This window comes from Sphingopyxis sp. L1A2A, from assembly GCF_005502465.1.
Lineage (GTDB): Bacteria > Pseudomonadota > Alphaproteobacteria > Sphingomonadales > Sphingomonadaceae > Sphingopyxis.
Window position 1 is genome coordinate 70,820 of sequence record NZ_SCOT01000007.1, and the last position, 19,076, is coordinate 89,895.

Here is a 19,076-nt window from a genome sequence, read left to right on the forward strand (position 1 = left end):
CATCCACAACCTCGTCATCAAGGCGAAGGCCGGGATCTCGTCGGTGCGTTAATCCGAGAGGTTGAGATCCCGGCTCTCGCCGGGATGACGAAATGGGAAATGGCTGCTACCCACCCCAAAGCGACGTACCGCAAGACTAAAGCCGCGCCTCTAGCTGCGCCAGCAGCCTTTGCACCGGGGTCATCGCCTGCGGCGCATTCCACCCCGCCTCCAGCGCCGCGATGCGTTCAAACAATCGCTCGCTTGCGGCGATGATGCGGCAGATCGACGCCTCAAACCCCGCGCAAATATCCCAGTCGGCGGCAACCGGTTCGCCGATCCTGGCCGCGCTGTCGTGCGGCCCGGCCCCCGGATCGCCGGCGATCATCGCGCGGCGATGGAGCAGCCAGGCGATGACGTGCATCAGCCGCGTCGTGGTCTTGAGCGATTCGCACGCGAGGCTGATCTGCATCAGCCCGTCGCGCCGGACGTCGCCCAGGTCGCGCTGCGCGGCAAAGGCGGCGTGCGCTTCGTCGGCGAGCACCATCGCCTCGACATAAAGATTCTCGATCTGCGCGCGCTGCACCGGCGCTGCGATTGCCATCATGTCTGGATGCCGGGCGACCATGTGCCAAGGGATGCCACGCCCGCGCCGCAATGCAATGCCGGTAACCATGAAAATGCGGCGCCGCGGCGTCCCGTTTTGATTCAGGCGGTCGTCCTGCGGGGCGGGAGCGGGCCGGTGCCGCACTTTAAAAGGCAATCAGGCAATAATGTCGGGAACCAGCTGATCCTCGCACCAGGCGATCTCGTCGCGCAGCCGCAGCTTGCGTTTCTTCAGCCGGGCCAGTTGCAACTGGTCGGGAATCGCCGCGGTGCCAAGCGCAATGATCGCGGCATCGAGGTCGCGATGCTCGATCCGTAACAATTCCAGGCGCTGGGTAATTTCGTCGGGGCTCACCATCGCTTCCCTGCCACGTTCACCACTGGGCCGCAACGGGGACCGGCTGGCCGAATCGCGACGACAATCGCTCCGATTCGTGATTTACTCGGTCCTGCCAATCGAGTCGAAAAGGAGAATGGCCCATGAGCACGTCGCATCTTTCCGCCCTGAAGTCGCGCCACGCGAACCTCGACGAGAAAATTGCGAATGAAGAGCGGCGTCCGGCGCCCGACATGGCGGCGCTGGCGCAACTGAAGAAACAGAAACTGAAACTCAAGGAAGAGATGCTCGCGATCGCCTGACGATCGCCTGCCGCTACCGCCCCCGCTGGTGCCGCCCTATGGCAGGACGCATCAGCGTCGGCGGTACAGCGGCCCCCGCTCCAGCCCCGAGCGCCGCAGATGCGGTGGCAAATCGGACTGCGATACCACCTGACGACGCACCGCCTGCGGATCGATCGGATGATCGAACGCGATGCCGAACTTGCCCTCGCCCGCCCACACGACGCGGCCCGGGATCGGGCCGACATTTTTCAGGTCGACCTCGATCGTCGCGCCCTGTTCGACGCGCACCTGGCCCTCGACCAGCATGCCGCCCGGCGACAGGTTGCGCACCCGGACGACCACCGGATCGGGACGCCCCGGCAGGACCAGGCTGGCCTGCAGGAACAAGCTGTCCCGATCGGCACCGCGCGACAGCGCCGCCACTTCTTCATCCGTCGTTATTGGTCCGCGCGATTCCATTGCGACCTGTTCCCCGCGTTAGGTGTCAGGGTCGCGAATCTAGAGCGCAGCCATTGCCGAAATGTAAACTGCCGATGGGGAAATCGGACATTAGCCCCAAAGTGGGTCAATCTTCGCGCGAAATCCGCTCGTTGCGCTCGTGGCGCTCCTGCGCCTCCAGCGTCATCGTGGCGATCGGGCGTGCTTGCAACCGCGCCAGCGAGATCGGTTCGCCGGTCACCGCGCAATAGCCATATTCGCCCTCGTCGATGCGGCGGATGGCCGAATCGATCTTGGCGATCAGCTTGCGCTGACGGTCGCGGGTGCGCAGTTCGATCGCCCAGTCGGTTTCGCTCGACGCGCGGTCGGCCAGGTCGGGTTCGCGCAGCGGGCCGTCCTGCAAATGGGCCAGGGTCGATTCGGATTCGGACAGGATCGACTTTTTCCAGGCGAGCAGCAGGCCGCGGAAATATTCCTGCTGCCGCTCGTTCATGAACGCTTCGTCGTCGCCAGGAACATAGTCCGTATCGAGATTGGATTTCGCTGCGCGAAGCGCGTCAGCGCCAACGTCGGCAATCTTGGTCGGCATGAGGGGCTCTCGCGTCCTTTCCTGTCACCCCGTTGGCCGTCTCATGCGGTTCGGGGAGTGGCGCGCCTATAACCAGCCGCCGGTTGCGATACAAGCGCCTAAGCAGCTGATAGCGACGGGGCGTGAAGCGCGGCTGAACGGAGAGCGGGCTCCGGGTGATTCCCATCGGTTGCGCGCGACCCGCGACGCGCCCTTGACGAAGCCGATTTAGGGCCGAAGATTAACCAATTGCATAGAATCATTGCAGTTTCCGTGCTATTTTGGGACAATAACCGCCATTGGGGTTGATTCCGGCGCCCTTTTCCCGCTGTCGGACAGGCAAACGCGGTTAACGCAATTGCCGCGTTCGCAAACCTTTGACCTTTTGGGGTATAGCGAAGGTGAGATTGGGTGTTGGTCGGTGATGCTTCGCACCTGCAACGGGAAAGAAAGAGAAACCTATGTCTGTCCGAATGGCCCTCGCCAAGCTCTGCGCCTGCACCTGCGGCGGCGCGATCATCGGTAGCGGCGCGATGCAGATTGCGGATGTGCCGAAGGCGCGCGCCCAGACGGTCAAATCCTGCTCGCCCTGCGTCGGCAAAAAGGTGGTGCGCAAGCGCCACGCCGCGCGCAAGCCGGTGAAGCGGATCCGCCGCGTCGTCACGACCAAACGCATCATCCGCACCGCGACCCCGCAGATGCAGGTGGTGACGCAGACGATCCCGCTGCCTCCCATCCCCTACGCCCCCTTCCCGCAGCGCGGCGGTTTTGAAGGCGGCGGCAGCGGCGGCGGTGTCACCGTGATCGGTGGCGGCTTTGGCGGCGGTTTCGGCGGCGGCTTTTTCGGAGGCTTCTTTGGCGGCAGCAGCGGCGGCGGCAGCAGCGGCAGCATCGTCGTCACCTCGACGACGACCGGCGGCCTCAGCACGACGTCCAGCAGCACCTCGGGCGGTGTTTCGACGTCGACCGGCGGGGTCAGCACCTCGACGTCGACCGGCGGCGTGTCGACCTCGACCGGCAGCGTCAGCACCTCGAGCGGCGTGTCGACCTCCACCGGCGGCGTGTCGACGTCGACGGGGGGCGTTTCGACCTCGACCGGTGGGGTCAGCACTTCGACCGGCGGCGTTTCGACCTCGTCGGGTAACGTCAGCACTTCGTCGGGCAACGTCTCGACGTCATCGGGCAATGTCTCAACCTCATCGGGCAACGTCAGCACGTCGTCGTCGAGCAGCAGCTCGTCGTCTAGCTCGTCCTCGTCTTCCTCCTCGTCCAGCTCGTCGTCGTCGGGCGGCAGCTCGTCAAAGGGCGGTTCGTCGCACGGCAGCTCGGGTTGGGGCAGCTCGTCGCACGGCAGTTCGGGCGGCTCGAACGGGTCCAGCGGCAGCTCGGGCGGCTCCAGCAGCAGCTCGGGCGGGTCGAGCAGCTCGTCGTCGAGCTCCTCGTCATCGAGCAGCAGCAGTACGTCCAGCGGCGCGACCTCGTCGGGCGCGACCGGCGGCAGCAGCAGCTGGGGCTCGACCGGCAGCACCAGCACGGGCAGCACCGGTTCGTCCTCGTCGTCGAGCAGCAGCTCGTCATCCTCTTCGTCGTCTTCCAGCTCGGGCGGCAGCACCAGCAGCTCGTCGGGCAACCCGCCGACCCCGGTTCCGGCACCGCCGATGATGCTATTGTTCGGCGCCGCCGCTGCCGCGCTCGTCGCGCGCCGCCGCGCCGCCAACCGCAACGACAAAAACGCCGACGCGGCGTAAGCGATCCACTGGAGGTCGGGGGGGCTAACCCGGACCACCATACTGAAGGGCCGCCTTGCGAGGCGGCCCTTTTTTCATGGGCGCGTCGGGTTTGCGCAGCGCCGTTAGCTAACAATCCTCCCTGTCGCGCAGCGATGGGGAGGTGGCAGCGCGAAGCGCTGACGGAGGGGCAATGGCGCACCGTCGCTGCCCCTCCACCACCGCCTGCGGCGGCGGTCCCCCTCCCCATGGCTGCGCCACAGGGAGGATCGAGCAAGGACAGGCTTGCACCCCTCGCCCGGCAACGCCATAGCGCGCCCATGCACGATATCCGCCTGATCCGGGATGACCCGCAAGCCTTCGACGCCGGCCTCGCGCGCCGCGGTCTCGAACCCCTGTCCGCTGCGATCCTGACCGCCGACGCGTCGGTGCGCGCGCTGCAGACCGAAGTTCAGGCGGCGCTGGCACGCCGCAACGAAGCGTCGAAGCTGATCGGCCAGGCAATGGCGCAGGGCGACAAGGACAAGGCCGAAGCGTTGAAGGCCGAGGTCGCGACGCTCAAAACCTCGCTGCCCGAAAAGGAAAATGCCGAACGCGAACGGCTTGCCGCGCTGCAAGACACCCTCGCCGCGCTCCCCAACCTGCCCGCCGCCGACGTCCCCGAAGGCGAAGACGAGGACAGCAATGTCGAAATCGCGCGCTGGGGCACTCCGCGGACGTTCGACTTTGCGCCGCAGGAGCACGCCGACTTTGCCCCCGCGCTCGGGCTCGATTTCGAAACCGCCGCGAAGATGTCGGGCGCGCGCTTTGCGTTTCTTCGCGGCCAGATGGCGCGTCTCGAACGCGCGCTTGGCCAGTATATGATCGATCGGCAGACGATCGACGCGGGCTACACCGAATGCGCCACCCCGCTCATGGTCCGCGACGAAGCCGCGTTCGGCACCACCCAGCTGCCCAAATTCCGCGAGGATCTGTTCCAGACGACTGACGGCCGCTGGCTGATCTCGACGTCGGAGATGAGCCTGACCAACGCGGTGCGCGAGGATATCCTGCCCGAGGCCGACCTGCCGATCCGCATGACCGCGCTGACCCCCTGCTTCCGCTCCGAAGCCGGATCGGCGGGGCGCGACACGCGCGGCTATATCCGCCAGCATCAATTCTGGAAGGTCGAGCTGGTGTCGATCACCCGCCCCGAGGACAGCGACGCCGAGCTGGAGCGCAAGACCCGCGCCGCCGAGGCGATCCTCGAGGCGCTCGAACTGCCCTATCGCAAGATGCTGCTATGCGCCGGCGACATGGGTTTTGCGGCGCGCCAGACCTATGATCTTGAGGTGTGGCTGCCCGGCCAGAACGCCTATCGCGAGATTTCGAGCTGCTCAAACTGCGGCGATTTCCAGGCGCGGCGCATGAACACCCGCTTCCGGCGCGAGGGCGGCAAGAGCAATGAATTCGTCCACACGCTGAACGGTTCGGGGCTGGCAGTCGGGCGGACGCTGGTCGCGATTCTTGAGAACTACCAGCAGGCCGACGGCAGTGTTGATATTCCGCAGGCGTTGCTTCCCTACATGGGCGGGATCACGAAAATGACGCCCGCCGCCTAATGCTCGTCACCCCGGACTTGATCCGGGGTCCACGACGCCATCGCCGAATGGATGCCGGATCAAGTCCGGCATGACGAAGAGAGAAAGACCAAAACCTTGCGCATCCTCCTCACCAACGACGACGGCTATCACGCCCCCGGGCTCGCCGTACTCGAAGCGATCGCGCGCCAGCTGTCCGACGACATCTGGGTCTGTGCGCCCGCCGAGGAACAGTCGGGCGCCGGCCATTCGCTCACCCTGTCGCGCCCGGTGCGGATTCGCGATCATGGGCCGCAACGCTGGTCGTGCAGCGGCACCCCGACCGATTCGGTGATGATGGCGATCAGCAAGCTGATGCCCGAAAAACCCGACCTGATCCTCTCCGGCGTCAACCGCGGTGCCAATCTGGGCGACGATGTCACTTATTCGGGCACCGTCTCGGCGGCGATCGAGGGCGCGCTGGCGGGCATCCGCTCGATCGCACTCAGCCAGGTGTATGCGCGCGAAGGCATGGGCGACACCGTGCCGTTCGAGGCCGCCGAGGTGTGGGGCGCGAAAGTGCTGCGGCCGCTGCTTGCGATGGACATGGCGCCGCGCACGCTGATCAACGTCAACTTCCCCGCGATCCCCGCCGCCGACGTGCGGGGCATCCGCGTCACCCGCCAGGGCTTCCACGATTATGGCCGCGGCTCGATCGTCGAGGGCACCGACCCGCGCGGCTATCGCTATTACTGGTTCGGGCTGCACGGGATCGAACATTCGCCGGGGCACGACAGCGATCTGGAGGCGATCGACGATCGCTATATCTCGGTCACCCCGCTCCAGCTCGACCTGACCCACGAAGCGTCGCTGGCGGCGCTGCGCGGGGCCTACGCAACCTGACAAGATCCTCCCTGTGGCGAAGCCATGGGGAGGATCGACCCAATGAAATCGGCTAGCCACCGCCCACTTCCTTTGGCAAAAGCGGGCGCGTGGGGGTAATAAGACATCATGGTTGGGTGTTGCTGGGTGCCGTGCTGCTTGCCGGTTGCATCCCCGCGGCCCCTGCCCCGCCGCCACGGCCCATCGCGTCGATGCCGGTACCGTCGTCCACCCCCGACAGCTTCGACTTCGAACGCCAATCGGCCAGCGATGTCGTCGGCGGCGATGCCCGGCCGACCTGGACGCTGAAACCCGTCGCCACCAACGCCGTGCGCGTGACTGCGGGCGCTTACACCGTCCGCCCCGGCGACACGCTGCGCGCGATCGGCGAGATGAGCGGTGCCGGGTCCGAAGCGCTCGCGCTGGAAAACGACCTCACGCCGCCCTTCACCCTGCGCGCCGGACAGATGCTGCATATCCCCGCCGGTCTCTATCACCGCGTCGGCACCGGCGAGACCGGGATCGGCATCGCGGCCGCCTATCGCGCCGACTGGGGTGAGATCATCACGATCAACGCGCTCGCCGAACCCTATATCCTGCGCGTCGGCCAGCGGCTGCGCCTGCCCTCCGACGCGCGCCCTGCCCCTCCCGGCCCGGTCAATGTCGGCGCCCGCGCTGCTGCCTTCACCCTCGACATCGACGACATCGTCACCGGCAGCCAGCCCGCGCTCACCGAAAGCAGCCGTCCGACCGCAGGCAACGCCGCGCCGCGCCAGCCGGTGACCACCGCCATCGCCGCCCCGGCGCGGTTTGCGGGCCGCTTTGAATGGCCGCTCTACGGTCCGATCCTCGCCCGCTTCGGCCCGCTCGCGCCGGGCAAGGTCAGCGACGGGATCAACATCGCGGCCGCCACCGGCACCCCGATCCGCGCCACCGCCGATGGCGTCGTCGCTTATGCCGGCGACCAGATCGGCGTTTATGGCGGGCTGATCCTGATCAACCATGGCGGCGGCTGGGTCAGCGCCTATGGTCATGCCGCCCGCATCGACGTCCAGCGCGGTCAGGCGGTGCGGATCGGCGACGTTATCGGCCGCGCCGGGGCAACCGGCCAGGTCCAGACGTCGCAACTCCATTTCCAGCTGCGCAAAAATCGCATACCCGTTGATCCGATGAAACAATTGCCGCCCCGATGAGCAAACGCCCCGCGCAAAAGCTCAAGCTCCAGCACCGCTTTCAACCGCTGCGCCGCGCCAGCAAATGGCCGGTTTGGGCGGACGTTAGCGCCCGGCTCAGCCTCGCCTTTTTCCTGATCGGCATCGTCGTGCTGGTCCACTGGATCGATCGCGAAGGATTGATCGACCATCACGACGGCCACATCAGCTTTCTTGACGTCGTCTATTTCACGATGATCTCGGTGACGACCACGGGGTTCGGCGACATTGCGCCGATATCCGACCGCTCGCGCCTGATCGAAGCGGTGATCGTCACCCCGATCCGCATCGCGGTGTTGTTTATCTTTGTCGGCACCGCCTATAATTTCGTCCTCAAACGCACATGGGAAAAATGGCGCATGGCCCGCATCCAGGCACAGCTCACTGACCATATCGTCGTCCTCGGCTTCGGCATCAGCGGCAGCGAAGCGGTCCGCGAACTGATCGCGCGCGGCACCGATCCGACGTGCATCGTCGTCATCGACCAGTCGGCGTCGCGCATCGAAGAGGCCGAGGCGATGGGCTGCAACGTGCTCCAGGCCGACGCATCGAACGATGACACGTTGATCGACGTCCATATCGCGCGGGCACAGGCGGTGCTGGTATCGGCGGGGCGCGACGACAGCTCGATCCTGATGGTGCTGACCGTCCGCCACCTGTCGCCCAAGGTCCCGATCAGCGTGGTGATCCGCGCGCACGACAACGAGCTGCTGGCGCGGCAGGCGGGCGCCAACAATGTCATCAACCCGGTCAGCTTCACTGGCCTGCTGCTCGCGGGGTCGGCGCAGGGTGCGCATGTCGCCGACTATATGGCCGACCTCGCCAGCATCGGCGGCCGCGTCCAGCTGCGCGAACGCCCGGTCGCCGCCGCAGAGGTCGGGCGCAGCATCGATCAGCTCGCCAGCGAAGGCCGCGGACTGCGTATCTATCGCGGCGGCAAGCCCTTCGGCTTTTGGGAGGCCGAAGCCCAAAGCCTCGCCCCCGGCGACATGATCGTCGAGGTCATCCGCTGCGAAGAGTGCGAAGCGAGCGTGCCCGGCGGCTAGCCGAGAAACACAAACACCGCACCCATCGCGGCATAGAACGCAATCCAATATCCGGCGTCGATCCCGAACAATTTCAAACTCGCGCGGCTGAACAGATAATTGGTGCCGATCGCCGGAACGATAAAGCCCAGCGCAATCCCGACCGAAATCATCATCGTCGACCGCGCGCTCATGTCGCCAAAATGCGCGAGCAAATGGCCCAGGAAAATCGCCGACACGATGCTGAGCAGCAAGGTGGTGCCATAGATCAGCACCATATTGCCCTGTTGCAATTCGGCTTCGGTCAGCCCGCGTTCCTTCATCCACGCCTTGCCCAGCAGCGGCCCGTACCACAGCCCGCCGACGACAAAGCCCGCGAGCGCCGCGACCAGAATCGCGATCCAGTTCATATTCGCCATCGTCCCCTCCCCTTATCGGCTTGCAATGCCGTGCCGAGGCGACAAACTATAGCGATGTGAAAGGGAGAAGGCGATGCCCCGCGACGTTCCGCTGCCCACCGGATTAAAGCCCCCGACCCGGCTCGCGCAGCTCGGCGAGCTTGCGCTGCCGCTCGACCTGCTGCGCTACGGGCTTGGCGGCTATCACCTGATCGGCGCCCCGCGCGGCGACGGTCGCCCGGTCGCGCTGCTTCCCGGCTATGGCGCCAGCGAGCTGTCGATGCGGCCGCTCGAAGCCTGGCTGCGTCATCTCGGCTATCATGTCCGCGACTGGGGGATGGGCCGCAACCAGGGCCGCGTCGCCGCCGACGTCGATCGCTTTGCGGCGCAGGCAGCCTTGTGGGTCAAGGCCGACGGCGCCCCGCTCACCCTCATCGGCTGGAGCCTCGGCGGCGTCATCGCCCGCGAAACCGCGCGCGCCCACCCGCACCTCGTCCGCGAGATCATTACGATGGGCACCCCAATCATCGGCGGCCCCAAATATACCGCACTTGCACAGCGCTTTGCCGACCGCGATTTCGATACGATCGAGCGCGAAATCCACGCCCGCAACCTGAAAGGTCTCACCCAGCCGCTGACCGTCATCTACTCCGATCGCGACGGCATCGTCGGCCCCGACATCGCGGTCGACATCTACAACGACCAGGCACGCAACATCAAAGTCGACAGCACGCATCTGGGGCTGGGGATCAATCCGAAGGTGTGGCGGATTGTGGCGGATACGCTGGCGGGCAAATAGCCGACGTCATTGCGAGGAGCCGAAGGCGACGAAGCAATCCCCAGCCATCGTCCGGTCATTTCGACGGCTGGGGATTGCCGCGTCGCTTCGCTCCTCGCAATGACCTGAGAAGCACCCTCGTGACAAACCCAAAAAAATCGCCTATGCGCGCGGCCAATCATGACAGTCAAAACCCTCCCCACCCAGCCGAAGGTCGGCATGGTTTCGCTCGGCTGCCCCAAGGCACTGGTCGATAGCGAACGGATTCTCACCAAGCTGCGCGCCGACGGCTACGGCCTGTCGCCCGATTATGCCGGCGCCGACGTCGTGCTCGTCAACACCTGCGGCTTTCTCGACTCGGCGAAGGAAGAAAGCCTTGAGGCGATCGGCGAAGCGATGGCCGAAAATGGCCGCGTCATCGTCACCGGCTGCATGGGCAATGAGGCCGACGTCATCCGCGCGCGCTTCCCCAACGTCCTCGCGGTCACCGGCGCGCATCAATATGAACAGGTCGTCGATGCCGTCCATGACGCCGCGCCGCCGACCCAAGGGCCGTTCGTCGACCTCGTCCCCGAAGGCGGGCTGAAACTGACGCCGCGCCACTATAGCTATCTCAAGATTTCCGAAGGCTGCAACCACAGCTGCTCCTTCTGCATCATCCCTGACCTGCGCGGCAAACTCGTCAGCCGCCGCATCGACGCGGTGCTGCGCGAGGCCGAAAAGCTCGTCGCCGCGGGGACCAGGGAACTGCTGGTGATCAGCCAGGACACCTCGGCTTACGGCGTCGATACCCGCCACGACCCGCGCCAGTGGAAGGGCCGCGAAGTCCGCGCCCATATGACCGACCTCGCGCGCGAACTCGGCCAGCTGCAGACCAGCGAAGGCCGCGCCCCATGGGTGCGCCTCCACTATGTCTACCCCTACCCCCACGTCGACGCGGTCATCCCGCTGATGGCCGAAGGGCTGCTCACGCCCTATCTGGACATCCCCTTCCAGCATGCGAGCCCCAGCGTCCTCAAGCGCATGAAGCGCCCCGCGAATGAGGCCAAGGTGCTCGAACGCTTGAAAAACTGGCGCGCCATCGCCCCCGACATCGCGATCCGCTCCAGCTTCGTCGTCGGCTTCCCCGGCGAGACCGAGGCCGATTTCCAATATCTGCTCGATTGGCTCGACGAAGCGCAGCTCGACCGCGTCGGCGCCTTTCGCTTTGAACCCGTCGCGGGGGCGCAAGCCAACGCGCTCGACGATCAGGTGCCCGAAGCGGTCAAGGAAGAACGCTACCAGCGGATCATGGAAAAAACCGCCGCGATCAGCGCCGCGAAACTCGAAGCCAAGATCGGCCGCACGCTGCCGGTGATCATCGACGAAGTTGGCGAAGCCGATGAGGACGGCAGCATCGGCGCCACCGGCCGCTCACAGGCCGACGCGCCCGAAATCGACGGTCATGTCTATCTGCGCGACGTCGCGGCGACGCTGAAGGCCGGCGATATTGTCGATGTCGCGATCGAGGACGCTGACGAGCATGATCTGTTCGGGGTGGTCGTCTAAAACCCTCTCCGAAAAATCGCTGTCCTACATTCTGCGAGCCGCATAGCCTTGCGGGATGACGCCTGCCTACCCCTGCAAACCGCGAATCCCGAGTGAAGTTGCGCAGTTTTCCGTCGTTTCGACGCTCGCCTCTTTCGTCACCCCGGACCTGATCCGGGGTCCCGCTTTGCGACGCTGCTTAGCGGGACCCCGGATCGCGTTCGGGGTGACAAGGAATGGCGCCTACGAAACGCGAATCCCGAGTGAAGTTGCGCAGTTTTCCGTGCTTTTTTGTACCGCACCGCGCGGCAAGGAACGCCTTCACGCCTGCGCTGTTATAAACAGCAAATTCCGCATCAGGGGCACCACATGCGACTAACCCGACTGGCCACCACGACCTTTCTGGTCGCTGCCACGCTCACCGCCTGCGACCGCAAGGTCGACATCGAACCGCCGCCGCGCGCCACCGACAAGGCGCCTTCGCCGACGCAGACATCGCTGATCGCGGTGCCGATCAATGCCGATACGACAGCGCTCAAGCAGGCGCTCGAACGTGCGGTGCCAAAGACATTGTGGACGATCAACCGGCGCGAGCGCGCGTGCGTCAAACCGCAGCAGGTCAAGGTCTTTGGCAAGAAGGTCGAAGTCACGCCGCCCATCCCCTGCACCATCGTCGGGCGCGTGACACGCGGGCCGCTGCGGCTGCGCGGCGAAGGCGACGAGATCATCGTCGATATGCCGCTGAGCGCGACGATCGCCGCGCGCGACGTCGGCGGGGTGCTGAAGGGCGAGACCGCGACCGGCGCCGCAATGGCGCATGCACGGGTCAAGATCGACATCACCCCCGACTGGCGCACCCGCGGCACGGCGCGGATCAGCTATGGTTGGACCAAGGCGCCGGGGATCGATTTCCTGGGCAAACGCATCACCTTTACCGACGAGGCCGATGCCAAGCTGAAACCCGTCGTGCGCGACGTCGAGCGCGAAGTGAACCAAGAGATCGCCCGGATCGACATCCGCAAACAGGCATCCGACATCTGGCGGCAGAGCTTCACCGCGCTCGAACTCAATCGCGACAAACCGCCGGTATGGATGCGCGTGACGCCGCAGCGTATCCTCTATGGCGGGTACCGGATGGAGGGACAGCAGATGCGGTTGAACCTGGGGCTCGAGGCGATCACCGAAACCTTTGTTTCGGGCCGCCCGGCCGATCCGTCGCCGACCCCGCTGCCAAACATGGTCCGCGCCGCGCCCAAGCCGCACCTCGACGTGCGGGTGCCGGTGCTGGCCGACTATGCCCAGCTCGAACCCGTCGTCGATCGCGCGCTGCTGAAGCGGTCGGTACGGCCGTTCGACCTGCCAAAGGTCGGCGCGATGACGGTCAAATTCGGCAAATCGACGATCTATGGCGCGCCCGATGGGCGCATCGCGGTCGGCGTCGATGTCGATATGCGGCTCGCCAATCGCACCGGCGAGCCCACCCACGGCCGCATCTGGATGACCGCGGTGCCGGTCAATAAACCGGGTTCGGCCGAGGTGCATTTCAGCGACCTGGTGATCAACGGCGACACCAACGGGGTCGGCGGCGACTTGCTGCTGGTGCTCGGCCGCAGCGATGGTTTTGCCCCGTTGATCGCCAGCGCCCTGACCCAGAATTTCGCGCGCGACCTTGCCGAGCTGCAAGGCAAGATCAAGCGCGCGGTCGACCAGCGCCGCGAGGGGGCGTTCGTCATCCGCACCCACGTGGATGGCTTTGCGATCGGTCAGATCAAGGCCTATGGCAACGGCCTGTATCTGCCGGTGCGGATGGTCGGCGGGGCCAGCGTCGATTATCGCCCGGCAAAATGATCAGAACAGGCGGGTCAGTCCGTAAAACGCCGCCGCGACGATCGCGCTTGCGGGAATGGTGATGAACCACGCCGCAACGACATTGCTCGCCACGCCCCAGCGCACCGCGCTGGCGCGGCGCGCGACGCCGGCGCCGATGATGCTGCCGGTGATCGTGTGCGTCGTCGACACCGGGATGCCGAGCAGGCTGGCAGTGAACACCATGATCGACCCGCCGGTCGAGGCGGCAAAACCCTGATGATGCGACAGCTTGGTGATCCGCCCGCCCATCGTCTCGATGATCTTCCACCCGCCCGACAGCGTGCCGAGCGCGATGGCGACATAGCAGCTGAAGGCCACCCAATGCGGGACGTGAAACTCGCCCTCCAGATAGCCCGTGGAGTAGAGCAGCACCGCGATGATCCCCATCGTCTTTTGCGCATCGTTCAGTCCGTGGCTGATCGAATAGGCGGCCGACGAAAACAGATGGAGGTGGCGAAAGGTCTTTTCGGCGAAATTCGCGGTTGCCCGGCGCAGCGCCCAGCTGCTGAGCAGCATCACCAGCATCGCCAGCAACATGCCGAGCATGGGCGACAGGAAAATCGCGATCACCGTTTTGTTCAGCCCGGTCCACTCGATCCCCTCGAACCCGGCATGGGCGACCCCGGCGCCGACGATGCCGCCGACCAGCGCATGGCTCGACGACGACGGAATGCCCTTCAGCCAGGTGACGACGTTCCAGAACATCGCGCCGACCAGCGCCCCGAACACCACCGCCGGGGTCACCAGATCCTTGTCGATGATCCCCTTGCCGATCGTCTCCGCGACCTTGTGCAGCTCGGGAAAGATCACCGACAGGAAGTAAGCCGCGAAGTTGAAGAAGGCGGCAAAGATCACAGCCTGTACCGGGCGCAGCAACCGCGTCGCGACAACCGTCGCGATGCTGTTCGCGGCGTCGTGCAGACCGTTCAGAAAATCGAACGCCAGCGCCAGGATGACCAGGCCGACGAGGAGGGGGAAAGCGAGTTCGTGCATCGTGAGCGCCCCCGCTTAAGCGTGGTCGATGACCAGGCCGTCGATCTCGTTCGCGACATCCTCGAAGCGGTCGACGACACGTTCGAGGTGGCTGTACAGCTCGCGCCGGATGATGAACTGCGTGGTGTGCGCCTCGCCCATTTCGCGGAACAAGCGCTTCAGCCCGGCGGCGTGGATTTCGTCGGCATGGCCCTCCATCCGGACCAGCCGTTCGGTGAGCTCGTGCAGCCGCGGACCGTTGGCGCCGATGTTGCGGAGCAACGGCAGCGCCTCGGCGGTGAGCCGCGCCGCATCGACGATGATCCCGGCGATATCGCGCATTTCGGGCTCGAAATCGGTGACGTCATACAGATCGACCGCGCCCGCCGTCTTCTGCATCTCGTCGATCGCATCATCCATCGACGCGATCAGGTCGGTAATTGCGCTGCGATCAAAGGGGGTCAGGAACGTGCGGCGGACCGTTTGCAACACTTCGCGGGTGATCGCATCGGCATCATGTTCGCGCTCGACAATTTCCTGGATATGGTCGGCCATGCCCTCACCGCCCTGCAGCATCCGCGACAGCGCATTGGCGCCGGCGACAAGGGTCGCGGCGTGGCTTTCAAACAATTCAAAGAAATTTCCCTGTCGCGGCAGCAAACGCTGAAACCATGCGAACATTCGGCTTACCCCTGTTTTTTCAGCAACATTCTGGACAACTCCCGTCGGACGCGCGGCGGCACGAAAGCCGCTGTCGCCGAACGAGCGGATCAGCGCCTGCAGGTCGGGTTCCTCGACCACCGCTGCGGCGGCGTCGAACGGAAACCAGCGGCGGTCGCGTTCGTCCATTTCCTTCCAGTCGGCGAGTTCGTTGGTGACCGCCAGCGGAAAGACTTCGACGTCGAGCAGCACCGCGGCGCCATTGGCGCGGCGCTTGCGATATTGATAGCTGCCGATCGGGGTCGGACAGACCGCGCCGATGACGCCGGCCTCTTCCTCGGCCTCAATCGCCGCCGCGGCGTGGCGGGTCATACCGGTCAGCGGATTGCCTTTGGGGATGACCCAGCGTTTCGTCTCGCGCGACGTGATCAGCAGGACTTCGGTGGCTCCGTCCTGACCCGGTCCGCCGAATCGATAGGGAAGGACGGCGATCTGACGCATAGACTTCATCCTTTCCTGAAATGGCGGCCAGACTGGCCAAGGTGACAAAAGCGTTACGCCTCTATGACAATATTGTGACAGCGACAAGCAGGCTTCATCCCGGCGCGGCTTTCCGTAAACGTCAATTCGATTGCAAAATGCAACGTGGTGCGTAAGCTGCGGCCAAACATAGTCGGGAGACAGGATGATGGCAGGCACCACGACGATGGAACGCCCCGCAAACGCAAACGCTGCGCCGGTGGATCAGGATGTGCTGATCGTCGGCGCCGGCATTTCGGGCATCGGCATGGCCGTGCACCTGCAACAATATAGCCCCGACCGCAGCTTCGCCCTTGTCGAGCGCCGCGCCAACCTGGGCGGCACCTGGGACTTGTTCCGTTATCCGGGCATCCGGTCGGACAGCGACATGCACACGTTGGGGTTCGTCTTTGAGCCGTGGAAGCATGAAAAGACGATCGCCGACGGCCCCGCGATCCTCGAATATCTCAATCGCATCGTCGACGAACGCCATATCCGCGAGCGCATCCGCTTTGACCGCAAGGTGGTCGGGGCCGACTGGGACAGCGCCGCGGCGCGCTGGACTGTCACGCTGGAGGACGCCGCGGGCGCCACGTCGACGACGACGGCGCGCTGGCTTTATCTTGGCGCCGGCTATTATGACTATGACGCACCGTTCGACGCCAATTTTACCGGGCGCGAGGATTTTCAGGGCCAGATCGTCCATCCGCAATTCTGGCCCAAGGATCTCGACTATACGGACAAGAAGGTCGTGGTGATCGGATCGGGCGCGACCGCGGTGACGATCGTTCCGGCGATGGCGGACAAGGCGGCGCATGTCACGATGCTGCAACGCACCCCGACCTGGTTCGCGATCCGCCCGGCAAAAGACGCGATCGCCAATTTCCTGCGAAAGATCCTGCCCGAGGAACTGGCGTACAGGATTACCCGCTACAAGAATGTGAAGATGCAGGACGTCGTTTTCCGCAAGGCGCGTGACAAGCCGGAAAAGGTGAAGGAATATCTGTCCAAACAGATCCAGAAGAGCCTAGGCGACAAATATGACGCGGCGACCTTTACCCCGCCCTACAATCCCTGGGAGCAGCGGCTGTGCCTGATCCCCGATGCCGATTTTTTCGAGGCGATGAAGGCCGACAAGGCATCGGTCGTCACCGACCATATCGAAAGGTTCGACGCGACCGGCATCCAGCTCAAGTCAGGCAACCATCTGGATGCCGACATTATCATCACCGCGACCGGCCTCAGCCTGGCCGTCGCGGGCAAAATCCCGGTGCGCGTCGACGGCGACCTCGTCGATTGGAGCGAGCATTATTACTATAAGGCGTGCATGTTCTCGAACGTCCCGAATTTTTCGGCGGTATTCGGATATCTCAACGCCAGCTGGACGCTGCGCGCCGACATCGTCGCCGAATATGTCTGCCGCGTGCTCAACCATATGCAAGCAACGGGCACCCAGGTCGCGACCCCTGCCCTCGCCGACCCGGCGACGCTGACGGAAGAGAATATCTTCGATTTTTCGTCGGGCTATATCCAGCGTTCGCTGCACATCATGCCGAAAAATGCCGACAAGCTGCCGTGGCGGCTCAACCAGAATTATATCCAGGACCGCGTCGACATGAAGACCGGCGCGATCGACGATGGCGTGCTCATGTTCGGCCATGTCCGCGCGGTGGCTTCGGCTCCCGCCCAACTGGAAGCTGCCGAATAGTCAGCCGACGCGTTCGGGTTTGCCGTTGGTCGAGCCTGACGCGAGCTCTTCCAGCTCGGCCTCGCTCATGCTGGCGGCCATCTCTTTCGATGCGCCCTTGAGTTTCGATTTCGGCGTATCGCCGCGTTTGGCGCTGAGCGCGGCGCCGGCGGCCTTTTGCTGCGCCTTGGATTTGGCTGGCATGGGTTTTTCTCCTTTGCCGCCCCGCTACCCATTAACGACCGTTCCGCCGTTGGGATGCAACACTTGGCCCGACATATAGCTGCTGTCGTCGCAGGCGAGGAACAGGAAACAGGGCGCGACTTCGTTCGGTTCGCCGGGACGCTTCATCGGCGTACCCTCACCGAAGGTCGCGACCTTCTCCGCGGGCGCGCCGCCGCGCGGATTGAGCGGGGTCCAGATCGGCCCCGGCGCGACGGCGTTCACGCGGATGCCCTTTTCAACCAGATTCTCGCTAAGCGACCGGGTAAAAGCGGTGATCGCGCCCTTGGTGGCGCTGTAATCGAGCAAGCCGCCCGACCCCTGATACATGGTAATGCTGGTGCAATTGACGATCGCCGCGCCCTTTTCAAGATGGGACAGCGCCGCCTGCACCAGATAGAACATCCCGAAAATATTGGTAGCGAAACTCTGTTGTAACTGCTCGGGACTGATTTCTCGAATATCGTCGGCGGGGTGCTGCTCACCGGCATTGTTGACGAGGATGTCGAGGCGGCCGAGCTTCTCGATCGTCTGCGCGACAATCTTTTCGCCCGACCTGAGCTTGCCGACGTCAGCCTTGATGGCAATCGCGCGGCGGCCCTCGCCTTCGACAATCGCCGCTGTTTCGACCGCATCGGAGCGGTTGTCGAGATACACGATCGCAACATCGGCGCCTTCTCGCGCGAACAACGCGCAGACCGCACGACCAATGCCGCTGTCCCCGCCGGTGACGATGGCGACCTTGCCCTTCAGCCGTTCCGATCCCGGATAGCGCGGTTGCCATTTGGGCGCGCGATCGAGATCGGCTTCGCGATCCGACGGCGGCTTCGCGATCGTTTTGCCGCTGCCGACCTCGCGCCGCAGTTTGGTGGCGGCTTTCTTTTTGCCCTTCTGTTCTTGCGGGCTTTCACCGACCTTGCCGGCCTTGGGCTGCTTCGCCATGTCCTTGTCCTTCGATCTCAATTGATGGGGAGGAAGTCGCGCTTGAACTCGTCTTTCACCGCGCCGACCAGCGCGCCGGTCACCGGCACATTGATCCGGTAACTGCCCTCGGCAAAAGGGCCGATCTCATAGGGCGCGATCGCGATGGTCATGCGGTCGAGATAGCGCCCGTCCGACGAACCGAGCCACACCGTCTGCGCCGACGCGGGCGGGCATCGAGCGAACGGACTGTCGGGCGCTTCTTCGCGCAGGATGCCCTTCGCCGCCTTGGCGCGCCTGATGCCAGCGCAGAACCGGTCGCGGATCGCCGCGTCGAATGCCTCGCCGCTGGTGAACAGGTCGAGCGGTTTCAGCCGCTTCGCGCGGTTGCGGTCCCACAGCAGCGTTTCAAATCCGGTCATGCCGTGCGCGCCGCCGGTGTAGGTTTGGATTTCGGCCGACAGGCTGAGGAACCGCGGCGTGCTCGTCACCCGCTGCCATGTCTGCAAATGGCTGTGCGCATGATACGGGAAACCCGCCTTTTCCGCCGCCGCCTTGTCGCGCCGCGCCGCGGCAATCAGCGCGTCCCGCTTGGTCGCACGGTCGCTGGCAAGCCATGCCGCAAGGTCGGGAATCGCTGCCGCTTCGCGCGGATAGGCATAGCCGAATTCGATCAGGTCATTGCTTTCCTTGACGTTCGATGCCGTGGCATTGCTGGCTGTAACGTCGGCCGCGCCGCCGGGCGGGGCCCCGGGAACCGCGGCAGCAGCAGTCTTTTCGGCCTGGGTTGGCGGATCGTCGGAACAGCCGACAAGAAGCACGGGGCCGGTCAGGATCAGCAGGGTCGAGCGAAGCGATGTTGCAGTCGTCATGCCAGCATAACGCCGGGAATCGACAAAATATCCAC

21 protein-coding genes are annotated in these 19,076 nt (G+C 64.7%); 9 read left to right on the forward strand and 12 right to left on the reverse strand.

The features are described from left to right. Nucleotides 1-136: 136 nt before the first annotated feature. Nucleotides 137-586, reverse strand: coding sequence for a DUF1465 family protein (locus tag FFS68_RS06700; RefSeq protein WP_249340050.1), 450 nt, complete (start codon nucleotides 584-586; stop codon nucleotides 137-139). A gap of 156 nt (nucleotides 587-742) precedes the next feature. Further along, a complete protein-coding gene (locus FFS68_RS06705) occupies nucleotides 743-940 on the reverse strand; it encodes a DUF465 domain-containing protein (protein ID WP_137752414.1) in 198 nt (65 codons plus the stop codon). A 125-nt stretch (nucleotides 941-1,065) separates the two neighbouring features. Between FFS68_RS06705 and FFS68_RS06710 the strand changes: the two genes are divergently transcribed. Then, the gene (locus FFS68_RS06710) at nucleotides 1,066-1,224 is read left to right on the forward strand and encodes a DUF465 domain-containing protein (RefSeq protein ID WP_137752415.1); all 159 of its coding nucleotides are present in this window, start codon (nucleotides 1,066-1,068) and stop codon (nucleotides 1,222-1,224) included. 51 nt (nucleotides 1,225-1,275) lie between these two features. On the opposite strand, the gene FFS68_RS06715 is transcribed toward FFS68_RS06710, so the two are convergent. From FFS68_RS06715 to FFS68_RS18055, 4 genes are all read right to left on the reverse strand, one after another. After that, entirely contained in the window at nucleotides 1,276-1,629 is a 354-nt protein-coding gene (locus FFS68_RS06715) for a PilZ domain-containing protein (protein ID WP_249340051.1), read from the reverse strand. Between the two features lie 142 nt (nucleotides 1,630-1,771). Continuing rightward, nucleotides 1,772-2,233 carry an RNA polymerase-binding protein DksA gene (gene dksA / locus FFS68_RS06720; protein WP_137752417.1) on the reverse strand — a complete coding sequence of 154 codons (462 nt, stop codon included), beginning with the start codon at nucleotides 2,231-2,233 and terminating at the stop codon, nucleotides 1,772-1,774. A gap of 328 nt (nucleotides 2,234-2,561) precedes the next feature. After that, nucleotides 2,562-2,948 carry a hypothetical protein gene (locus FFS68_RS06725; protein ID WP_137752418.1) on the reverse strand — a complete coding sequence of 129 codons (387 nt, stop codon included), beginning with the start codon at nucleotides 2,946-2,948 and terminating at the stop codon, nucleotides 2,562-2,564. Between the two features lie 3 nt (nucleotides 2,949-2,951). After that, a complete protein-coding gene (locus FFS68_RS18055; protein WP_212742321.1) occupies nucleotides 2,952-4,001 on the reverse strand; it encodes a hypothetical protein in 1,050 nt (349 codons plus the stop codon). Nucleotides 4,002-4,259: 258 nt separating this feature from the next. Between FFS68_RS18055 and serS the strand changes: the two genes are divergently transcribed. The 4 genes from serS (at nucleotide 4,260) to FFS68_RS06755 (ending at nucleotide 8,637) form a co-directional block, all read left to right on the forward strand. Next, nucleotides 4,260-5,540: a serine--tRNA ligase gene (gene serS, locus FFS68_RS06740; protein ID WP_137752419.1), complete on the forward strand. Its 1,281-nt coding sequence runs from the start codon at nucleotides 4,260-4,262 to the stop codon at nucleotides 5,538-5,540. A gap of 96 nt (nucleotides 5,541-5,636) precedes the next feature. Then, nucleotides 5,637-6,401, forward strand: a complete 765-nt coding sequence (gene surE / locus FFS68_RS06745; RefSeq protein ID WP_137752420.1) for a 5'/3'-nucleotidase SurE — start codon at nucleotides 5,637-5,639, stop codon at nucleotides 6,399-6,401. A 116-nt stretch (nucleotides 6,402-6,517) separates the two neighbouring features. Continuing rightward, nucleotides 6,518-7,573: a M23 family metallopeptidase gene (locus tag FFS68_RS06750; RefSeq protein WP_249340052.1), complete on the forward strand. Its 1,056-nt coding sequence runs from the start codon at nucleotides 6,518-6,520 to the stop codon at nucleotides 7,571-7,573. Further along, a complete protein-coding gene (locus tag FFS68_RS06755; RefSeq protein ID WP_137752421.1) occupies nucleotides 7,570-8,637 on the forward strand; it encodes a potassium channel family protein in 1,068 nt (355 codons plus the stop codon). Before FFS68_RS06750 ends, FFS68_RS06755 begins: the two co-directional genes overlap by 4 nt. Here the strand turns inward: FFS68_RS06755 and FFS68_RS06760 are convergent. Then, complete coding sequence (locus FFS68_RS06760; protein WP_137752422.1) at nucleotides 8,634-9,035, reverse strand: DUF1761 domain-containing protein; 402 nt, start codon at nucleotides 9,033-9,035, stop codon at nucleotides 8,634-8,636. The genes FFS68_RS06755 and FFS68_RS06760 overlap by 4 nt on opposite strands. A gap of 73 nt (nucleotides 9,036-9,108) precedes the next feature. On the opposite strand from FFS68_RS06760, the gene FFS68_RS06765 reads away from it, so the two are divergent. The 3 genes from FFS68_RS06765 to FFS68_RS06775 all read left to right on the forward strand — a co-directional run bounded on the left by FFS68_RS06765 (nucleotide 9,109) and on the right by FFS68_RS06775 (nucleotide 13,167). Next, a complete protein-coding gene (locus tag FFS68_RS06765; RefSeq protein WP_137752423.1) occupies nucleotides 9,109-9,813 on the forward strand; it encodes an alpha/beta hydrolase in 705 nt (234 codons plus the stop codon). A 159-nt stretch (nucleotides 9,814-9,972) separates the two neighbouring features. Beyond that, nucleotides 9,973-11,340: a 30S ribosomal protein S12 methylthiotransferase RimO gene (gene rimO / locus FFS68_RS06770; RefSeq protein ID WP_137752424.1), complete on the forward strand. Its 1,368-nt coding sequence runs from the start codon at nucleotides 9,973-9,975 to the stop codon at nucleotides 11,338-11,340. Nucleotides 11,341-11,688: 348 nt separating this feature from the next. Continuing rightward, nucleotides 11,689-13,167, forward strand: coding sequence for a DUF4403 family protein (locus tag FFS68_RS06775; protein ID WP_137752425.1), 1,479 nt, complete (start codon nucleotides 11,689-11,691; stop codon nucleotides 13,165-13,167). Here FFS68_RS06775 and FFS68_RS06780 read toward each other — a convergent pair whose 3' ends face one another. Both FFS68_RS06780 and FFS68_RS06785 read right to left on the reverse strand, forming a co-directional pair. Next, entirely contained in the window at nucleotides 13,168-14,181 is a 1,014-nt protein-coding gene (locus tag FFS68_RS06780) for an inorganic phosphate transporter (RefSeq protein ID WP_137752426.1), read from the reverse strand. 15 nt (nucleotides 14,182-14,196) lie between these two features. After that, nucleotides 14,197-15,321, reverse strand: coding sequence for a DUF47 family protein (locus tag FFS68_RS06785; RefSeq protein WP_137752427.1), 1,125 nt, complete (start codon nucleotides 15,319-15,321; stop codon nucleotides 14,197-14,199). 187 nt (nucleotides 15,322-15,508) lie between these two features. On the opposite strand from FFS68_RS06785, the gene FFS68_RS06790 reads away from it, so the two are divergent. Further along, nucleotides 15,509-17,047, forward strand: a complete 1,539-nt coding sequence (locus tag FFS68_RS06790; protein WP_249340057.1) for an NAD(P)/FAD-dependent oxidoreductase — start codon at nucleotides 15,509-15,511, stop codon at nucleotides 17,045-17,047. Here the strand turns inward: FFS68_RS06790 and FFS68_RS06795 are convergent, their stop codons facing one another. The 3 genes from FFS68_RS06795 to FFS68_RS06805 are packed head-to-tail and all read right to left on the reverse strand — an operon-like array spanning nucleotide 17,048 to nucleotide 19,041. Further along, nucleotides 17,048-17,230 carry a DUF3008 family protein gene (locus FFS68_RS06795; RefSeq protein ID WP_137752428.1) on the reverse strand — a complete coding sequence of 61 codons (183 nt, stop codon included), beginning with the start codon at nucleotides 17,228-17,230 and terminating at the stop codon, nucleotides 17,048-17,050. 24 nt (nucleotides 17,231-17,254) lie between these two features. After that, nucleotides 17,255-18,190 carry an SDR family oxidoreductase gene (locus tag FFS68_RS06800; RefSeq protein WP_137752429.1) on the reverse strand — a complete coding sequence of 312 codons (936 nt, stop codon included), beginning with the start codon at nucleotides 18,188-18,190 and terminating at the stop codon, nucleotides 17,255-17,257. A gap of 17 nt (nucleotides 18,191-18,207) precedes the next feature. After that, on the reverse strand, nucleotides 18,208-19,041 hold the full coding sequence (locus tag FFS68_RS06805; RefSeq protein ID WP_137752430.1) for a DUF4163 domain-containing protein: 834 nt from the start codon (nucleotides 19,039-19,041) through the stop codon (nucleotides 18,208-18,210). Nucleotides 19,042-19,076: the final 35 nt, after the last annotated feature.